Annotated in this window: 13 protein-coding genes; 6 read left to right on the top strand and 7 right to left on the bottom strand. The window is 70.7% G+C overall.

Annotated elements, in window-relative coordinates; genetic code table 11:
• Positions 1 to 10: 10 nt before the first annotated feature.
• Entirely contained in the window at positions 11 to 2,494 is a 2,484-nt protein-coding gene (locus HNP84_RS25870; RefSeq protein ID WP_185052494.1) for a glycoside hydrolase family 2 TIM barrel-domain containing protein, read from the top strand.
• Positions 2,491 to 2,787, top strand: coding sequence for a hypothetical protein (locus HNP84_RS51285; protein WP_221336744.1), 297 nt, complete (start codon positions 2,491 to 2,493; stop codon positions 2,785 to 2,787). The genes HNP84_RS25870 and HNP84_RS51285 overlap by 4 nt, the downstream gene beginning before the upstream one ends.
• Before the next feature lie 4 nt (positions 2,788 to 2,791).
• On the opposite strand, the gene HNP84_RS25860 is transcribed toward HNP84_RS51285, so the two are convergent.
• From HNP84_RS25860 to HNP84_RS25850, 3 genes are all read right to left on the bottom strand, one after another.
• Positions 2,792 to 3,304, bottom strand: a complete 513-nt coding sequence (locus HNP84_RS25860) for a DinB family protein (protein WP_185052493.1) — start codon at positions 3,302 to 3,304, stop codon at positions 2,792 to 2,794.
• 117 nt (positions 3,305 to 3,421) lie between these two features.
• A complete protein-coding gene (locus HNP84_RS25855) occupies positions 3,422 to 5,251 on the bottom strand; it encodes a carbohydrate-binding module family 20 domain-containing protein (RefSeq protein ID WP_185052492.1) in 1,830 nt (609 codons plus the stop codon).
• A 442-nt stretch (positions 5,252 to 5,693) separates the two neighbouring features.
• Positions 5,694 to 6,257: a dihydrofolate reductase family protein gene (locus HNP84_RS25850; protein WP_185052491.1), complete on the bottom strand. Its 564-nt coding sequence runs from the start codon at positions 6,255 to 6,257 to the stop codon at positions 5,694 to 5,696.
• Positions 6,258 to 6,609: 352 nt separating this feature from the next.
• Between HNP84_RS25850 and HNP84_RS56200 the strand changes: the two genes are divergently transcribed.
• Genes HNP84_RS56200 through HNP84_RS25835 form a run of 3 tightly spaced genes read left to right on the top strand, consistent with a single transcriptional unit; the run spans position 6,610 to position 10,735 of the window.
• A complete protein-coding gene (locus HNP84_RS56200) occupies positions 6,610 to 7,584 on the top strand; it encodes a 2Fe-2S iron-sulfur cluster-binding protein (protein WP_185052490.1) in 975 nt (324 codons plus the stop codon).
• Entirely contained in the window at positions 7,581 to 8,564 is a 984-nt protein-coding gene (locus HNP84_RS56195) for an FAD binding domain-containing protein (RefSeq protein ID WP_185052489.1), read from the top strand. The genes HNP84_RS56200 and HNP84_RS56195 overlap by 4 nt, the downstream gene beginning before the upstream one ends.
• Entirely contained in the window at positions 8,561 to 10,735 is a 2,175-nt protein-coding gene (locus tag HNP84_RS25835) for a xanthine dehydrogenase family protein molybdopterin-binding subunit (RefSeq protein ID WP_185052488.1), read from the top strand. Before HNP84_RS56195 ends, HNP84_RS25835 begins: the two co-directional genes overlap by 4 nt.
• 52 nt (positions 10,736 to 10,787) lie before the next feature.
• On the opposite strand, the gene HNP84_RS25830 is transcribed toward HNP84_RS25835, so the two are convergent.
• On the bottom strand, positions 10,788 to 11,489 hold the full coding sequence (locus tag HNP84_RS25830) for a TetR/AcrR family transcriptional regulator (RefSeq protein ID WP_185052487.1): 702 nt from the start codon (positions 11,487 to 11,489) through the stop codon (positions 10,788 to 10,790).
• 48 nt (positions 11,490 to 11,537) lie between these two features.
• Entirely contained in the window at positions 11,538 to 12,341 is an 804-nt protein-coding gene (locus HNP84_RS25825) for a helix-turn-helix domain-containing protein (RefSeq protein ID WP_221336743.1), read from the bottom strand.
• Between HNP84_RS25825 and HNP84_RS25820 the strand changes: the two genes are divergently transcribed.
• A complete protein-coding gene (locus tag HNP84_RS25820) occupies positions 12,310 to 13,242 on the top strand; it encodes an oxidoreductase (protein WP_185052486.1) in 933 nt (310 codons plus the stop codon). The genes HNP84_RS25825 and HNP84_RS25820 overlap by 32 nt on opposite strands.
• A gap of 113 nt (positions 13,243 to 13,355) precedes the next feature.
• Here the strand turns inward: HNP84_RS25820 and uidA are convergent, their stop codons facing one another.
• Positions 13,356 to 15,143, bottom strand: coding sequence for a beta-glucuronidase (gene uidA, locus HNP84_RS25815; protein ID WP_185052485.1), 1,788 nt, complete (start codon positions 15,141 to 15,143; stop codon positions 13,356 to 13,358).
• The gene (locus HNP84_RS25810) at positions 15,143 to 16,342 is read right to left on the bottom strand and encodes a family 1 glycosylhydrolase (protein WP_185052484.1); all 1,200 of its coding nucleotides are present in this window, start codon (positions 16,340 to 16,342) and stop codon (positions 15,143 to 15,145) included. Before HNP84_RS25810 ends, uidA begins: the two co-directional genes overlap by 1 nt.
• Between the last annotated feature and the right edge of the window lie 63 nt (positions 16,343 to 16,405).

Raw genomic sequence — 16,405 nt, 5'->3', positions numbered from 1 at the left:
GAGGACAACCATGATCCGCGAACCCTTCAACGACGGCTGGCGCGTCTGCGGCCGCACGTCCATCTTCGAGCAGATGGCGACGGGCGGCGCAGCCGAGGCGGTCGCCGTCACGCTGCCCCATGACGCCATGCTCGCCGGCGGCAGGTCGCCCGACGGCTCGGACGGCTCGCACACCGGATACCACCGGCCCGGCGCCTGGCGCTACGACAAGGACTTCGAGGTGCCCGCCTCATGGGCGAGCAAGCGGGTCACCATCGAGTTCGAGGGCGTGTACCGCGACGCCATGGTGTACATCAACGACGCCTTCGCCGGTCAGTGGGCAGGCGGCTACTCCACCTTCCACATCGCCGCCGACCCCTACCTGCGCTACGGCCAGGCCAACACCATCAGGGTCGAGGCCCAGGCGCACAAGGACTCGCGATGGTACAGCGGCGGCGGCATCCACCGGCCGGTGCACCTGCTCATCGGCGACCTGCTGCACATCACCCCGACCGGCCTGCGGGTGACCACGCCGCAGATCGACGACGAGCTGGCCGTCGCCGCGGTCGCCGTCGAGGTGATCAACGAGGGCACCGGCACCCGCACCGTGGATGTGCTGGTGGAGGTGCGCGACGGCGACGGCGAGATCGTGGCCACCGACCACGCCCCGCTGACCGTACTGGCCGGGGAGCGCGCGACCGTGCGCAAGCGCGCCTACATCCGCCACCCCGCCCTGTGGAGCGTCGAGGAGCCGAACCTGTACACCGCGACGGTCCGGCTCACCGGCGCGGACGGGCAGGTCGACGAGGCCCGCACCACGTTCGGCATCCGCAGCGTGTCGGTGGACCCGATCCGGGGCCTGCGCATCAACGGCGCCACCGTCAAGCTGCGCGGCGCGTGCGTGCACCACGACAACGGCCCCCTCGGCTCGGCCGCCATCGCCCGCGCGGAGGAGCGGCGGGTGCAACTGCTCAAGGACGCCGGCTTCAACGCCATCCGCTCCGCGCACAACCCGCTCAGCACCGCCATGCTGGAGGCCTGCGACCGGCTCGGCATGCTCGTCATGGACGAGACGTTCGACATGTGGACGATCGGCAAGACCGACGACGACTACGCGCGCCGGTTCCCCCAGTGGTGGGAGCGGGACGTGGACGCCCTGGTGGCCAAGGACTTCAACCACCCCAGCGTGATCTTCTACTCCATCGGCAACGAGATCCTCGAAGCGGGCACCCCGCACGGCGCCCGCTGGGGACGCCTGCTCGCCGAGCGGATCCGGGCCCAGGACCCCACCCGCCTGGTCACCAACGCCCTCAACGGCATGATGGCGATCCTGGACCAGATCCCCGCGCTCATGGCACAGGCTCAGGTGAGCGGCGAACCGGCCGCCGAGGGCGGCTTCAACGACATGCTCGACGGCATGGGCGCGCTCATCGCCCTGCCCGAGGTGGGCGAGCGGATCGCCGAGTCGGCCGCGGTGCTGGACGTCGTCGGGCTCAACTACGGTGACTCCCGCTACCTCATCGACCAGGAGGCCTACCCCAACCGGGTCGTGGTCGGCTCGGAGACCTTCCCCACCCTCATCGACCGGTACTGGAAGCTCGTCACCGAGCACGGCCACATCATCGGCGACTTCACCTGGACCGGCTGGGACTACCTCGGCGAGAGCGGCATCGGCCGCCCCACCTACCCCGGTGAGCCTGCCTCCTTCGGCGCTCCCTATCCGTGGCTCACCGCCTCCACGGGCGACCTGGACATCACCGGCCGCCGCCGCCCCGTCTCCTACTACCGCGAGATCGTCTACGGCCTGCGCCCCACCCCCTACCTGGCCGTGCAACGCCCCGAGCACCGCGAGCACCCCTTCCAGCCCAAGGGATGGGCCTGGAGCGACTCCATCGCCAGTTGGACCTGGGACGTCCCGGCCGGCACCCCCGTCCGGGTGGAGGCCTACGCCGACGCCGACGAGATCGAGTTCGTGCTCAACGGCACCACCGCGGCCAAAGTGCCCGTCGGCACCGGCAAGGCGTTCCTGGCCACGGCCGACCTGCCGTACCAGCCCGGCACGCTGGAGGCGGTGGCCTATCGAGGCGGGGCCGAGAGCGGCCGCTGCCGGCTGCTCACCGCCGCAGAGCCCGCGCGGCTGCGGCTCACTCCCGACCGGCCGCACATCAGCACGGACCCGCAAGACCTGGCCTACATCGACATCTGCCTCGTCGACGAGCACGGGACGATCAACCCCATAAGCGACCGCACCGTGACCATCCACCTCGACGGCCCCGCCACCCTCCAAGCCCTGGGCACGGCCAGGCCATCCACCGAGGAACCCTTCCAAGCCGCCTCCCGCACCACCTACGAAGGCCACGCACTGGCCGTGCTGCGCCCCACCGGTGCCGAAGGCCCCGTCACGGTCACCGCCCGCGCCGACGGCCTCCCGCCGGCCACCGTCACCATCGACCTGCGTCACCCCGGCCACACCGTTTCCGCCACCACCACACGCCACGAACCGGCACGTTCATGAACCGTCACAGGGGCCTGCCGCTGCCGGACGCCGATCCATCGGCTGGGTGCTGCTCCCTCGCGGAGAGGGACGCCTCCGGGTCGGCCGGCCAGCGGGACGTGCCACGCCGGGGCCACGTCGATGACGAACCGTGCCTCGCCGGGCTCGGCGCCCGCGCCCTGGACACGGCCCCGACCGGCGGCCGGATCGACCGCGCCGACCAGCCCAGCCCCACCGGCGGCTCGCTGCCGGTCCTGATCGAGCTGACCGGCGACCCCGACCGCGTCCTCACCGTTGTCTATGAGCTGGGCTGATTCGTCAGGTGTGATGGGCGAGTGTGCGCTCGATGTCCCACTGGTGGTGGAAGACGTCGTGGGCGTTGGTCCGGGCGACCTGGGACCACGGTTGGGGGCCGCGTTCGGGATGAAGCAGGACGACGTCGGTTCGGGCCGCGAGTTCCATGGCTTGGCCCCACGCGGCGACGGCCAGCCTCAGTGACCAGAGGGCGCCCGAGATCGGCACCTGGTTGTAGGCGCGGGCGCGGGCGAGGAGGACGTCGTCGTAGCCGGTGATGTCTCTGTCGCCGGTCAGTGCGGCGCTGACGAGCCGCTCGGCCCAGATGCGCAGGTTGTCGGTGACGTGGCACACGTAACCGCCGGCGGTCCAGTCGAGATCGGGATGCCGGCGCCTGGCGTCGTTGCCGGTCAGCAGCTCGGTGTATCGCTGCGGGATGGCGGCCACCAGGTCGATGGCCTGTTCAGGTGTGATCGACCAGTTGTAACCGCACTCGCGGCACGGGTCCCCGTACCGGGTCGCACCCCAGTTGTTCACGGTGGGGGAGTCTAGAGCCACTCGCCTGCGCCGCGCGGGCGCGCCCGCCGATGCCCACGCCGCCGCCGGGGCGGCCGGACCCCGCCGGGTCCGGCCGCCGGTCTGGGCTACGGCCGGTCACCTCCAGGTGTCGTTGTTGGTACGGGTGCCGGTGGACGGGGTGGTGAAGGTGCGGTTGCCGCCGGATTCCCAGGTGACCGAGCCGTCGGGGTTCTTCTTGATGTACTTGTACTCGACGGCGGTGGCGGGCGGGAGGTTCACGGTGGCGCGCCAGATCGGGTAGTCGGCCGGGGACAGCGGGACCGCCGCGGCGGGGTTCCAGCCGCCGAGGGCGGCGATGTTCCCGACGACGTAGACGTTCTGGCCGTAGTAGGTGGTGACCGTGGCGTTGAAGGACGTGGCGATCTTGGCGGTGCTGGTGGTGGCTCTGGCGTTGGCGTGGAGCGCGACCGCGTTGTTGGCGGGGATCGTGACGGTGGCCTTGCCGCCGGAGACGGTGACCGTGGTGCCGGTGCAGCCCGATCCCGTGGCGGTACCGGAGATGACGTCGCAGTAGTCACCGTCGGCCAGGCCGGTGACGAACTCGGCGGTGGCGGCGCTGCCGGAGTCGTTGATGCCGATCCAGCCGCGGTCGCCGCGCCGGAAGCCGATGACGTTGCTGTTGACGGCCTTGAAGTCCGAGACCGTCTTGACGGACCTGGTGGTGTTGGCCCAGCCGACCATGCCCTTGATCCCGGTGGACTGGGTCAGGCAGGTCCAGTTGCTCCCGCACACGGTGTCGGTGACGTACCCGTTGCCGTCGGCCGGGGGCGACTGGTTGCGGTTGGACCAGGTGAAGCTGTCGTAGACCGAGGGCTTGCCGTGCGGGTAGGCCAGTATGAAGTAGTTGGCCAGGACGTAGTCGCTGCCGTTCTTGTAGGACAGCACGACACCGTCGCGTTCCAGGTCGTGGTTGGTGACCATGGCGAAGACGTTGGCGCTCGGGGCGTCGAGGTTCCAGCTCGGCAGGGTGGCGAGGTTGGCGATCGAGCCCTGGAACTGGGCCTTGACGCCCTTGGCATAGGCGAAGTCCAAGACGTCGCCGTTGCCGATGTAGGCACGCGCCTTGAGGGCGTCGTTGGCGGCGCCGTCGAAGATCTCCTGGGCGACGTAGGGGCGCCTGCCCTCGGCGACGGTGTTGTTCACCTTGGCGAGGATCGCGGCGAAGTCGTCCTTCTTCATGTGCTTGACCGCGTCCACCCGGAACCCGTCCACGCCGAGCCCGACGAGGTCGTTCAGGTAGGCCGCGATCTTGTTGCGGACGGAGTCCTTCTCGGTGTACAGGTCGGCCAGTGACAGCAGTTCGCAACTGGTCACCTGGGCCTCGTTGTTCCAGTCTTCGATGCCGCCGGAGGTCGGGCAGTTGTCACCCGGGCGGTGGAAGTCGCCGGCGCCGTACGGGACGGCCGGGAAACTGTAGCCGGGCCCGTTGAACTCGGTGCCGGCGTAGCCCCTGGTGCCCGCGGGGTTGTTCACCCCGGCCATGTGGTTGACGACGGCGTCCACGTACACCCGCACACCCGCGTTGTGGCAGGCCGTCACCATGTCGGCGAACTGCCGGCGGGTGCCGAAACGGCTTTCGAGCTTGTAGGAGACGGGCTGGTACACCTCGTACCACGGGTGCACGCCGTCGCTGCTGTTGGGGAGGCTGACCGACTCCTGCGGCGGCGCGACCTGGACCGCGCCGTACCCGGCCGGCCCGAGATGGTTCGTGCACGCCGCGGCGACGGACTTCCAGTTCCATTGCCACAGGTTGGCCGTCACCTCGCTGTCGTTCAACGTGACGGCGGCATTGGCGGGGGCCGCGGTCGGCACCACGGCCAGGGGGGTGAGACCGGACGCGATGACCGCGGCGGCGAGGAGGATGCGGCGGATTCGGCTACGTAGGGGCGGCTTGGGGTTGTGCATGGGGGATGAAGCCCCCTTCCGAGAATCGAGGTGGTTGGGGGACGGTTGTCCGCGTAGCCAGAAGAATGCTTGATCACCCAAGGGACGGCAAGACTTTTCCGCAAATTCATGAAACTTGCCGGTAATGTGTCGGTCATCTACCTCACCGGGCGAGCGGTCGCGCAGCCATGCGGCGCCCCGATCTCGGACGGCAAAGCCCTCAGGTGGCGAGCGTCGGCAGGGCGAACGCGCTGCCACTCCTGGCGCCGGCCTGTCGCCGCGACGCGCCAATCGCGATCATTGCAAGATTTCATCATCCGCGGAAAGCAATTTCAGCTTGTCGCGGGGCATATCCCCTTCTGCGTGGGAGAAGTCTTTGCAAGGCCGTTGACAGCCCGCGCGCCGCCGAGCAGTCTTTCCGTCATCAGCCCCGGCGAGTCACCGATCTCCCGGCCGAGTACAGCTAGCGCGCCACGCGGTAGCGGAGGTAGACGACTTTGGAGCTGAAGGTGCGGGTCTCGGCGAGTTCGAGATCCACCCGGCGCTCGCGCTGGGGAAAGAACGGAATGCCGCCGCCGACCAGCACCGGGTAGACCCTGGCCCGGTACTCGTCGATCAGACCCGACGCGGCCGCCTCGGCGGCGAGGGTCGCGCCGCCGATCGCGATGTCGCCCTTCCCCGGCTCGGCTCGCAACCGCTCGATCTCCTCCGCCAGGCCGCCGGAGGCCAGGCGGGCATTGCCCTGCACCGCCGGCAGCGTGGTGGAGAACACCACCTTCGGGAGCGACTTCCAGAGCGCGGTCCATTCGAGCTTCGAGTCGTCGAGCGATGGATCCTGGTCGGCGGTCTCCCAGTACAGCATCGTCTCGTACAGCCGTCGCCCCAGCAGGTGGACGCCGACCTCGCGGATCTCGTCGATCCAGGAGCGGAAGACCTCCTCGGTGGGGGCCGTCCAGTCGAAGCCGCCGTCCGGCCCGACGATGTAGCCGTCAAGTGAGACGTTCATCGAATAGGTGACGCTGCGCATCAGGAGTCCTCCTCGGTCGCGGGCTTCGACAGTACGACCTCCGGACGCCGCGGGACTCATCGCTCGCGAACGATTCAGCGCTAACGCATTTCTGTTAGCGTCTGTTGACACGTGACTGGCGTTAACGGAATACTGCTACCAGCGCTAGCGGGCAATGGGGGCGGCACCGGCGTCAAGCCGGTCGCCGTCTGGCCGGCCACCGGTCGCCATCAGGACGTCGAGCGGTCGTCCTGACCGCCTTGCCGCTCGCCGAGAAGGCATACGAACCCGGCTGATCGATACCACCCCACGCGCCCGATCCGCCCGGGCTTTCGCATGTCGCCAGACGTTCGCAGGAAGAAGGAGGGGCGAGATGATCTATCACGGCAGCCGGTTGACCTTCAAAGCGGATACGACACCGCGACAGCGGATGGAGGCCCTCGACAGCCTGCGTGAGCAGGGCAGGACCATCCCGTCGGTGAGATCCTTCGCCGTCGGTCGTGACCACAGCGGTGAGTACGAGTGGGGCGCCATCTTCGTCATCGAAGATCTGGACGGCTACCGCGAATTCCTGACGCATCCCGCGCGCCGCCGCGCCGACCGGATCGCGCTGCCGCTGGTCGAGGACATCGTCTCGTTCGACCTGACCGACGACACCGATCCGGAGACGGGCGCGAAGATCGCCGAACTGCGGCGACTCCTCCTGGAGGCGCCGGTGGAACCCGATCCCTTACCTGACAGACCCGCGCACACCCGCCGTACGGTGCTCAAGGCCATCGCGGTGACGGCGGCGGGGACGGCCGCGGCCGGGACGGGCGTCGCCGCCGCGGCCCCCCGGACCGCCGCCGCAGCTCAGGCGTACGCCGTCGCTCCCGGGGCGTCGGTGGAGGTCGCCATGACGGTCAACGGGCAGCCGCGCAAGATCGTCCTGGAGCCGAGGGTGACGCTGCTGGACGCGTTGCGCGAGCGACTGGGCCTGACCGGCACCAAGAAGGGCTGTGACCGGGGCGAGTGCGGCGCGTGCACGGTGCTGGTCGACGGTGAGCGGGTCAAGTCCTGCCTCACGCTGGCGGTGATGCGGCAGGGGGCCGAGGTCACCACGGTGGAGGGGCTGGCGCGGGGCGAGGAGCTGCACCCGGTGCAGGAGGCGTTCATCAGGAACGACGCGTTCCAGTGCGGGGCGTGCACTCCCGGTCAGATCATGTCCGCCGTGGCCTGCATCAACGAGGGGCACACGGGTTCCGAGGCCGAGATCCGCGAGTGGATGAGCGGCAACCTGTGCCGGTGCGCGGCGTACCAGAACATCGTCGCCGCGGTCGCCGACGCCGCGAAGGAGGTACGACGGTGAGGGCCTTCGGATACACGGTCGCGGGCAGCCCGGCCGAGGCGGTACGGATCGCCGCCAGGACACCGGACTCGACGTTCGTCGCGGGCGGCACCGACCTGCTGAACCTGATGCGGGACGGCGCGGAGGCCCACGACCACCTCATCGACGTCAACCGGCTCGGCATCGGGGAGGTCGCCCTCGACCGCAGGAGGCTGCGCCTCGGCGCGACGGCCCGGATGCGCCGGGTCGCCGAGCACCCGGCGGTACGGCGGGAGTTCCCGGTGTTGTCCGAGGCGCTGCTGGCCTCGGCGTCCCCGCAGGTGCGCAACATGGCCTCGATCGGCGGGAACCTGTTGCAGCGTACGAGGTGCGGCTACTTCCGCGACTCGGCCTCGCCGTGCAACAAGCGGGTGCCGGGCAGCGGCTGCCCGGCGATCACGGGGCACAACCGGGGACACGCGATCCTCGGCGGCGGCGACCACTGCATCGCCACGCATCCCTCGGATCTGGCGGTGGCGCTGACCGCCCTGGACGCGACCGTGGGCCTGCTCGGCCCCGGCGGCGAGCGCGCCGTCCCCATCGCCGACTTCTACCTCCTTCCCGGGTCCACCCCGGAGCAGGAGACCGCGATGCGCCCGGGCGAGTTGATCACCTGGGTGGATGTGCCGCGCACATCCGTCGCCGGGCATTCGCGCTACCTGAAGCTGCGCGACCGGGCCACGTTCGAGTTCGCGGTGGTGTCGGTGGCGGCGGCGCTGCGCACCCGGGGGCGGGTGGTGCAGGACGTACGGCTGGCGTTCGGCGGCGTGGGCACCCGCCCGTGGCGGGACCTTCGGGTGGAGGCGGCGCTGCGGGGCCGCCCGCTGACGGGGCAGGCGATCGCCGAGGCGGGGCGGCTCCTGGTCGCGGACGCCAAGCCGTACGAAGGGAACAGGTTCAAGGTCGAGCTCGTCCAGCGGGCGCTGGTGAGCATCCTCAGCGATCTGGGAGGGCTTCGATGAGCGGGCTCGTGGGGCAGGGCGTGGCGCGGGTGGACGGCCGGGCGAAGGTCACCGGCGCGGCCCGCTACGCCGCGGACAGCGAGGTGCCCGGGGTGTTGCACGGCTTCCTGGTGATGAGCACGATCGCCCGCGGCGAGGTCGTGGAGATCGACACGAGTCAGGCTCTGGCGCATCCCGGCGTCGTCGCGGTCTACACGCACCGGGACATGCCGCGGCTGGTGCTGCCGGACTTCCCGTACAACAGGCGGTTCATCCCCATGCAGGACGCGCGGGTGCACCACAACGGGCAGCCGGTCGCGTACGTCGTGGCCCAGACCCTGGAGCAGGCGCAGGAAGCCGCGAACCTGGTGAAGGTCCGCTACCGGGCGGAGGCTCCGGTCGCGCGGATGGAGGATGTGCTCGACGAGGCGTTCCTGCCGGACATGTTCCGCAACCGGCCCAACGAGATCGCCCGGGGCGACGCCGCCGCGGCGCTCGAACGGGCCGAGGTGCGCATCGACCGGACCTACAGCAGCCCGATGCAGCACCACAACCCGATCGAGCCTCACACCAGCACGGCCGTCTGGGACGGCGACACGCTGACCCTGTACGAGAGCACACAGGGCGTGGTGTTCACCCGTAACGTCGTGGCGCACGCGTTCGGCATGGGGCGGGACAAGGTCAGGGTCATCTCGCCGTACCTGGGCGGGGGGTTCGGCGCCAAGGGCCCCACTTATCCGCACACGCTGCTCACCGCGGCGGCCGCGCGGCTCGCCGGCCGGCCGGTGAAGCTGGTGCTGTCGCGCGCGCAGATGTACACCTCCAACGGTCACCGTGCCGAGTACCGCCGCCGTCTCCAGCTCGGCGCCACCCGGCAAGGCGTCCTGACGGCCATCGTGGACACCTCGACGGCGCAACTGACCCGCATCGACGAGGGCATCTACAACGGCAGCGACTCCACCCTCCACCTGTACGCCTGCCCGAACGTCCACGTGCGGCAGATGGGGGTACGGCTGGACCTGCCGACGTCCAGCTACATGCGCTCGCCGGAGACGACCGCGCACTTCGGCCTGGAGACCGCCATGGACGAGCTGAGCTACGAACTCGGCATCGACCCGGTGGAGCTCCGGATACTCAACCACAACACGGTCAACCCGCGGACCGGCGCGGCCTACGCCGGCAAACACCTGCTGGAGTGCTACCGGGCCGCGGCCGAGGCGTTCGGCTGGGCCCGGCGCCACCCCAGGCCGGGCACGATGAGGGACGGCGACGAGTACGTCGGCTGGGGCATGGCCACCGAGACCCACACCTACGGCTGGATCGAGTCCGAGGTCGGCCTCACCATCGGCCTCGACGGGCGGGCGACCCTGCGGGCCGCCACCCAGGAGATCGGCACCGGCACCTACACCGTGCTCAGCCAGGTCGTCGCCGATGAGCTCGGCATGCCGCTCGACCAGGTCACGACGCTGCTCGGCGACACCACGTACCCGAGCGCGTCCCTGTCGGCGGGCTCGTCCACGATGCCCAGCGTGGTCGGCCCGGTGGCCCAGGCGGCGCGGAGCGCGCGCGAGGCCGTGATCGCGCTCGCGGTCGCCGACCCGCGCTCCCCGCTCCACGGCGTGCCCGCCGAGCAGGTCGTGGCCGAGGGCGGCCGTCTGTTCGCCCGCGGCGATCTCGGCCGAAGGGAGGGCTACCGCGACGTCATGGCCCGCCATGGCCGTGCCGTCGAAGTCCTCGGCCGAGGGCCCAACACTCCCGGGCACTCCTTCGGCGCGGTGTTCGTAGAGGTCCGGATCCAGCCGAGGCTGGGCAGGTTGCGCGTGAGCCGGGTCGTGACCGCGCACGACCCGGGGCGGGTGCTCAACCGCCGGACCGCGCGCGGACAGGTCATCGGCGGTGTGACCTGGGGCATCGGCTTCGCCCTGATGGAGCACACCCTGGTGGATCCGGACACGGCGCGGGTCGTCAACCCGAACCTGTCCGGCTATCTGGTCCCGGTCTGCGCGGACGCGCCGCCGGTGGAGGCCCTGTTCGTGGACCGGCCGGACCCTGAGAGCGAGATCGCGCTCGGCGCCCGCGGCTTCGGCGAGACACCCGGCACCGGCGTGCCCGCGGCCATCGGGAACGCGATCTACCACGCCATCGGCCGCCGCCTCCGGGACGTCCCCTTCACGCGGGACAAGCTGCTCTGACCCTGCGAGCCGGCGGACGGGCACCTCCGGGGCGTGCCATCCGCCGGCGACCTCAGGACGCCGGGGTGTGGTTCGCGGCGCGGTCCAGGAGCTCGTTCAGGAGGGCTCGCTCGCCCGGCGTGTACAGGCCCGGCACCTCGTCGAGGACGGCCTTCAGGCCCACCGCCCGCTGGGCCACGCTCGGGGTGCTCGCCGGGGCCGCCGTGGTGATCGCCGCGAGGACGGCCTCGCGCAGGCGGTCGGGGAGGGCGGGGTCGCGCTCCTCGGGAGGTGTGCCGATCAGGTTGAGCGTGAGACCGACGCCCGCGGCGTGCACCATGCCGACGGCGGTCTCGACTCCGACGGAGAGCCGGCCCGCGACGGCGATGCGTTCGACCAGCATGTGAAGCCGCTCCATCGCCTTCTCGACGGCGTGGCCCCGGCCCCCGGGAGCGGGCTGGCCGTACATCAGCAGGTATTGCGCCGGGTTCTCCAGGCCGAAGCCGATGTGCGTGTCCCAGCCGCGGCGCAGGTCGTCCACGGGGTCGTCGGAGAGCGGCTGGCTGTGCTTGTGCGCGAGGTAGCGCGCGAATCCGTCGGCCGCCACCGCTTCGAACAGCCCGTTCATGTCGGTGAACAGGCGGTAGAGCGTGGGGGCCTGGACACCGGCCGCCGCGCTGACGGTCCGCGTCGTCACTCCTTCGCGGCCTTTGGCGCGGAGCAGTTCGGTCGTGGCGTCGATGATGCGCTGGCGGACCTTTTCCCGATCACCCATGAATCAATGGTAACGGAATTCTGATATCGGCGGTTGCATCTGGTCCGCCTAGACCAGGCCGAGGTCGCGGGCCCGGACACCGGCCTGGAACCGCGATTCGGCGCCCAGCGCGGCCATCAGCTCGGCGACCCGACGCCGATAGGTCCGCACGCCCAGGCCGAGCCGGCGGGCGGCGGCCTCGTCCTTGACCCCTTCGCTGAGCAGGTCCAGCACCGCGGGCGCGAGCCGGCGGATCTCGGCGACCTGTGCGTCGTAGACCGCGAGGTCGGTCGCCGACCGCCACGCCGTCTCGAACAGCGACATCACACCCTGGACGGTCTCCGGCTGGGTGATCACGCTGTAGCTGCGCCGACCGGCTCTGCGGTCGCCAGCCAGGATCACGACCCGGCGGTCGATGATGATCGTCTCGTTGATCTCCTCGGTGGTGATGCGGATCTGCGCACCGAAGCGGTCGCGGTGCCGCGCGAGTTCGCGTGCGGACACCGAGTCGAGCAGCACCCCGGACCGGTAGATCTTGCGGATGCGTATGTCGCCCAAGCGCCCCGCCGTGGCCGCGGCGAGCTCTTCCGACCTGCGCTCGGCCATCCAGGTCGCGAGGTCGTTGGCCGCGCACGTGAGGTCGGTGACGGTCGCGAACAGGTGCGCCGTCCGCCGGAACAGCTCCTCCTCGCCCCGCACGATCGTGACCGCGTCGCTCACGCGCGCGAGACCATCGCTCATTCGCACACCACCGATTCTGCCCGAACCGAACGGCTGCGGTGCGATCGGCAGCTTGTTGCCATTTCCGGACGTGCGGCGAGCGTGTCCGCACGCTGGAGGCATGACGATCGACAACACCAGCGCGAACAGCACCCCGACCGCCGACGCCGCGGGCACCTGGCGGCTCGGCGACCGCACGGTCAACCGGATCGGGTTCGGCGCGATGCGCCTGACCGGCATGCCATGGGACGAGAAGCCCAGGGACCGCGCCGCCGCGATCGCCGTGCTGCGCCGCGCCATCGAGCTCGGTGTCAACCACATCGACACCGCGGCCTTCTACTTCCTGCCCACCCGCTCGGCCAACGAGCTGATCTGCACGGCGCTTCAGCCGTACCCCGACGACCTGGTCATCACCACGAAGGTCGGACCCGCTCGATCCCGTGACGGCGCGTTCGAGTACGCGCGCCCGGACCAGTTGCGCGCCCAGGTGGAGGAGAACATCCGCCAGCTCGGACTCGACCACCTGGACGTCGTCAACCTGCGCTGGGGCGCCGGACTGGACAAGGAGCCCGGCTCCCTGGCCGAGCACTTCGGCGCCCTCGCCGAACTGCGCGAGGCGGGCCTGGTCCGCCACCTCGGCGTCTCCAACATCGGGGCGGAGCAGTTGATCGAGGCGATGGCGATCGCGCCGGTGGTCTGCGTGCAGAACCGGTACGGCCTGACCGAGCGGCAGGACGAAGCCCTGGCCGAGTTGTGCGCCGAACACGGCGTCGCGTTCGTGCCCTTCTTCGCCGTCGCGACCTCGGTCCCCGGCGCCACCCCGCATGGCGGCCACGACGAGACGGGCCGAGCCGAGGTCGCCGAGGTCGCGAAGGCCCACGGCGCCACCCCGGCGCAGGTCCGGCTCGCCTGGACCCTCCACCGCGGCCCCCACGTCCTCGCCATCCCCGGCACCGGCGACCTCGCGCACCTTGAGGAGAACATCGCGGCCGGCGCCCTCCGGTTGAGCGACGACGAGCTGACACTGCTCGACGGCATCACCACGACCGGCTGAGCCCCGCCCGGCCACCGGGCGGGACCGGCTGCACCGGCACCGCCCGCCGTGTCAGTGAGCGCACGTGTGATGCCCGTCGCGCGAAGGCCCGGCGGCGGAGCGGAAAGGGTTCCCTACGCGTCGCTCTGCGGTTTGCGGCCGGCGAGCGGCTTCCAGCGTGCCCGCAGCGCGTGGGCGGCGGCCTTGGGCCTGCGGTCGCGGGTGAACACGCCCTTCTTGTTGCCGTCCACCCGGTGGATGCCGTTGGCGGTCTGGAAGTCGGCGAAGTTCCACACGTGCTCGCCGGCGAACGCCTCGATCCGGTCGAACACGCGGTGGTTCATCTCCAGGTAGGACTGCTGGTACTCCTCGGTCCACGGCGTGTCCCACACCGAGTGCAGGCCGGGCATGGTGTCGGCGCCGTACTCGCTCATCAGGATCGGCTTGCCGTGCTTGTCGGCCCAGCCGCGCAGGTCGCGCTCCAAGAAGGTCTCGGCCGTGGCGAGGTCGCCGGTCGCGATGTACCAGCCGTAGTAGCGGTTCAGGCACAACACGTCGAACAGGTCGGCGATGCGGTCGTTCTCATGCGTGGCGAAGATCACCGCGGCGTAGGTCACGGGGCGGGTGGGATCGAGCTTGCGGGTGAGCTCGACCAGCGGCTCGAAGTACTCGCGCGCGCCCTCCTCGGCGGAGGACGGCTCGTTGGCGATGCACCACATCACGATGCTGGGGTGGTTCTTGTCCCGGGCGATCAGCTCGCGGATCGCCCGGGCGTGCGCCTCGCGGGTGGCCTCGCCGAAGGTCTCCGGTGAGAAGGTGGGCTTCGGCGGCACGCCGGTGAGCCCTCCCTGCACCGCCAGGTTGAGCCCGACGGCGGCGGTCTCGTCGATGACGACGATGCCGTGCCGGTCGGCGAACTCCATCACCTCTTCGGCGTAGGGGTAGTGGGAGGTGCGGAAGGAGTTGGCGCCGATCCAGTCCATGAGCTGGAAGTCGTGGACGAGGTAGGCGTTGTCATGGCCCTTGCCGCGCACGGGGGTGTCCTCGTGCTTGCCGAAGCCGGTGAAGTAGAACGGCTCGCCGTTGATGAGGAACCGTGTGCCGCGCACCTCCACGGTCCGCACGCCGAACGGTTCGGTGTAGCTGTCGGCCACCCGGTCGCCGTCGAGGACCTCGACCAGCAGGTCGTAGAGGTACGCGGCGCCCGGCCGCCACGGGGTCACGTCGTCGATCCGCAGGACGCCTTCGGCGCCGTCCGCCGCCGCGACCTCGGCGCCGGTGGCGTCGAGGGCGCGCACCCGCACCGGCGCGGGCTCGCTGGTCCGGACCGAGTACCGGACCGTCCCGGTGCCCTCTTCGAGGCCCGTCACGATCGTGATGTCCTCGATGTGGACGGCGGGGCGGCTGTAGAGCCACACCGAGCGGGCCAGGCCGGCGTAGTTGTAGAAGTCGTGCAGGTACGTCTGCCGGCGCCGCCCGCCGGCGTCCACGGTGATCGTGCCCGGCGGGATCGTCGTGTCGGTCAGCTCGTTGTCGACGCCGATGGTGAGGCGGAACTCCTGCCCGGCGCGCACGTGTTCGGTGATGTCGGCCTCGAAGGGCGTGTAGCCGCCCGCGTGCTCGGCCACCAGGACGTCGTCCACGTACACCCGGCCCCGATGGGTGGCGGCGTCCACGCGCAGGACGACGCGCTCGCCGGCCCAGCCGCGCGGCACCCGCACCTGGCGCTGGTACCAGGCCCAGCCCACGTGGTCGCGGATCGCGCTGTCGGTGAACAGGTCGTTGTAGCTGGCCGGGACCGCGGCCTCCAGCGTGGTGTCCAGGGGGCCGGCCCACGGCCGGTCCGCCTGCTCCACCGAGAAGCGCCAGAGCCCGTCGAGGTTCACCAGCTCACGGGTGGGAGTCGATCGCGGTCTCAGCATCAGATCCCCCCGCGGCGGGCGACCTCGCCGAGCCAGGCCAGGCTCGGCTTCGGGTGGCGGGCGAACGTCGTGCGATCGACGGCGATGAGCCCGAAGGTGGGCTCCCAGTGGCCCCACTCGAAGTTGTCCAGCGCGCTCCAGTGGAGGTAGCCCCGGACGTCGATGCCGTCGCCCATCGCGGCGGACAGGTGGCCGAGGGCCTCGGAGGTGTAGGCGATCCGCCGCGAGTCGTCGGCGGTGGCGATGCCGTTCTCGGTGACGAGGATCGGCGTGCCGCCGGTCGTCTCCCAGGCGTGCCGGACGGCGATGCCGAGCGCGTCGGGCCTGTAGGCGTTGCCGGTCTGCGTGTTGTCCGGGCTCTGCGGGTGCGGGACGACTCCGTTCTCGTCCACGGCCTGGCTGGAGTAGGACTGCACGCCGATGAAGTCGTCGCCGCGGGCCGCCTCCAGGTAGAGGTCCTCGCGGACGTACCGGACCTCGCGCAGCTTGTCCTCGTTGCCGGGCGTCGGGGTGAGCGCCTGGCAGGCCACCGTCCAGCCGACGGCCGCCCCGGTGTGCCGCTTGAGGACCTCGCGAGCCGCGTCGTGCGCCTCGGCCAGCCGCGCTCCGATCTTCGGGTCGGGGTCGGGGAGCACGGGCCGCGCGGCGCCCTCGACGGTGGGGCTCATCCAGTCCTTGGTGGAACGGCCGGTCTGCGCGTCGCGGGCCATGCCGATCATGAGGGCGAGCATGTTCGGCTCGTTGATCGTGCACACCCACTCGACGCCGTCGAGAATGCCCGCGGCCTGCCGGACGTAGGTCTGGAAGCGCTCGACCGCCTGGTCGCCCAGCCATCCGCCGGTCTCGGCGAACCACCGGGGGTTGGTGAAGTGGTGCAGGGTGACGACGGGGGTGAGGCCCAGGCCGAGGGCGGTGTCGATCATCCTGCGGTAGTGGGCGAGCTCGGCCCGGGAGAACTCCCCGGGTACCGGTTCGACGCGGGCCCATTCGATGCCGAAGCGGTAGGCGTTGAGCCCCGCCTCGGCCAGCAGGCGCATGTCCTCGGCGTAGCGGTGGTAGCTGTCGATCGCGTCGCCGCTGCGCTGCATGCCGGGCATCCGCTGTTCGAGAGCCCACCAGTCGCTGTTGACGTTGTTGCCTTCCACCTGGTGCGGCGCGGTCGCCGCACCCCAGAGGAAACCGGAGGGGAACTGGGGCATGGTCGGAGTACTGCCTTTCTCAGGGGCTCGACTGATCATTCGTGGAACCGGAGGCCCGCTCAG

The sequence above is a fragment of the Thermocatellispora tengchongensis genome, from assembly GCF_014202315.1.
Lineage (GTDB): Bacteria > Actinomycetota > Actinomycetes > Streptosporangiales > Streptosporangiaceae > Thermocatellispora > Thermocatellispora tengchongensis.
This window is presented reverse-complemented; position numbering and strand designations above follow the sequence as displayed.

What these genes read in the sequence shown, in the direction of transcription:
- HNP84_RS56200 (WP_185052490.1), top strand. Translation starts at nt 6,610, where the DNA reads ATGATCTATCACGGCAGCCGGTTGACCTTCAAAGCGGATACGACACCG.
- HNP84_RS25850 (WP_185052491.1), bottom strand. Translation starts at nt 6,257, where the DNA reads ATGCGCAGCGTCACCTATTCGATGAACGTCTCACTTGACGGCTACATC.
- HNP84_RS25810 (WP_185052484.1), bottom strand. Translation starts at nt 16,342, where the DNA reads ATGCCCCAGTTCCCCTCCGGTTTCCTCTGGGGTGCGGCGACCGCGCCG.
- HNP84_RS25830 (WP_185052487.1), bottom strand. Translation starts at nt 11,489, where the DNA reads ATGGGTGATCGGGAAAAGGTCCGCCAGCGCATCATCGACGCCACGACC.
- HNP84_RS25870 (WP_185052494.1), top strand. Translation starts at nt 11, where the DNA reads ATGATCCGCGAACCCTTCAACGACGGCTGGCGCGTCTGCGGCCGCACG.
- HNP84_RS51285 (WP_221336744.1), top strand. Translation starts at nt 2,491, where the DNA reads ATGAACCGTCACAGGGGCCTGCCGCTGCCGGACGCCGATCCATCGGCT.
- HNP84_RS25855 (WP_185052492.1), bottom strand. Translation starts at nt 5,251, where the DNA reads ATGCACAACCCCAAGCCGCCCCTACGTAGCCGAATCCGCCGCATCCTC.
- uidA (WP_185052485.1), bottom strand. Translation starts at nt 15,143, where the DNA reads ATGCTGAGACCGCGATCGACTCCCACCCGTGAGCTGGTGAACCTCGAC.
- HNP84_RS25835 (WP_185052488.1), top strand. Translation starts at nt 8,561, where the DNA reads ATGAGCGGGCTCGTGGGGCAGGGCGTGGCGCGGGTGGACGGCCGGGCG.
- HNP84_RS25820 (WP_185052486.1), top strand. Translation starts at nt 12,310, where the DNA reads ATGACGATCGACAACACCAGCGCGAACAGCACCCCGACCGCCGACGCC.